Source organism: Pseudoalteromonas sp. GW168-MNA-CIBAN-0100 (assembly GCF_040309225.1).
In the GTDB taxonomy this organism is placed as follows: Bacteria; Pseudomonadota; Gammaproteobacteria; order Enterobacterales; family Alteromonadaceae; genus Pseudoalteromonas; species Pseudoalteromonas arctica.
In genome coordinates this window covers 1-490 of record NZ_JBEOOL010000107.1, presented here as the reverse complement: position 1 = coordinate 490, position 490 = coordinate 1, and the positions used below count along the sequence as shown (strand labels likewise).

The window sequence follows — 490 nt, the reverse complement described above, 5'->3', positions numbered from 1 at the left end:
TGACCAAGCTGATGTTGAAGTTGATGAAGCGGCATCCCTAACTCAAGTTGATGTGTTGCATAAGCATGGCGTAATACATGTGGATTACAGTGCTTTAAACCACACATTTGTGCATGTTTTTTTAATGCCTTTCTGAAGCTTGAGGGTGACATAGGTTTATCCATTAACCATCGTGAATAAAACATCCAGCCCTTGGGTGATACATTTTCCAATAGCAACGTAATTGATTTAGCACGCTATCTGATACAACAACATAGCGTGACTTATCTCCTTTACCATGTTCAATTAAAATGGTTTTACGCTGTCCATCGATGTCTTGCACTTTGATGCGCAGCAGTTCGCCAATACGCAAACCACATCCATAACACACCACTATCAATGTTTTTAAGCGCATATCCGTGCAACTTTCTATAAGTCGTCGAATATCATCACGCGATAAATAAGTAGGTGCCCGAGGTTTTGCTTTAGGCAAGGCTATGTCTAAGTTCAG

General features: G+C 40.6%; 2 protein-coding genes. Both read right to left on the bottom strand.

Features of this window, described 5'->3' with window-relative positions; all coding sequences use genetic code 11:
* The coding region (locus AAEY62_RS20240) for a tyrosine-type recombinase/integrase (protein WP_350635975.1) at positions 1-152 on the bottom strand (152 nt) is incomplete at its 3' end.
* Positions 153-163: 11 nt separating this feature from the next.
* Positions 164-490, bottom strand: a 327-nt coding sequence (locus tag AAEY62_RS20235; protein WP_350635972.1) for a tyrosine-type recombinase/integrase, incomplete at its 5' end; no start/stop codon positions are given.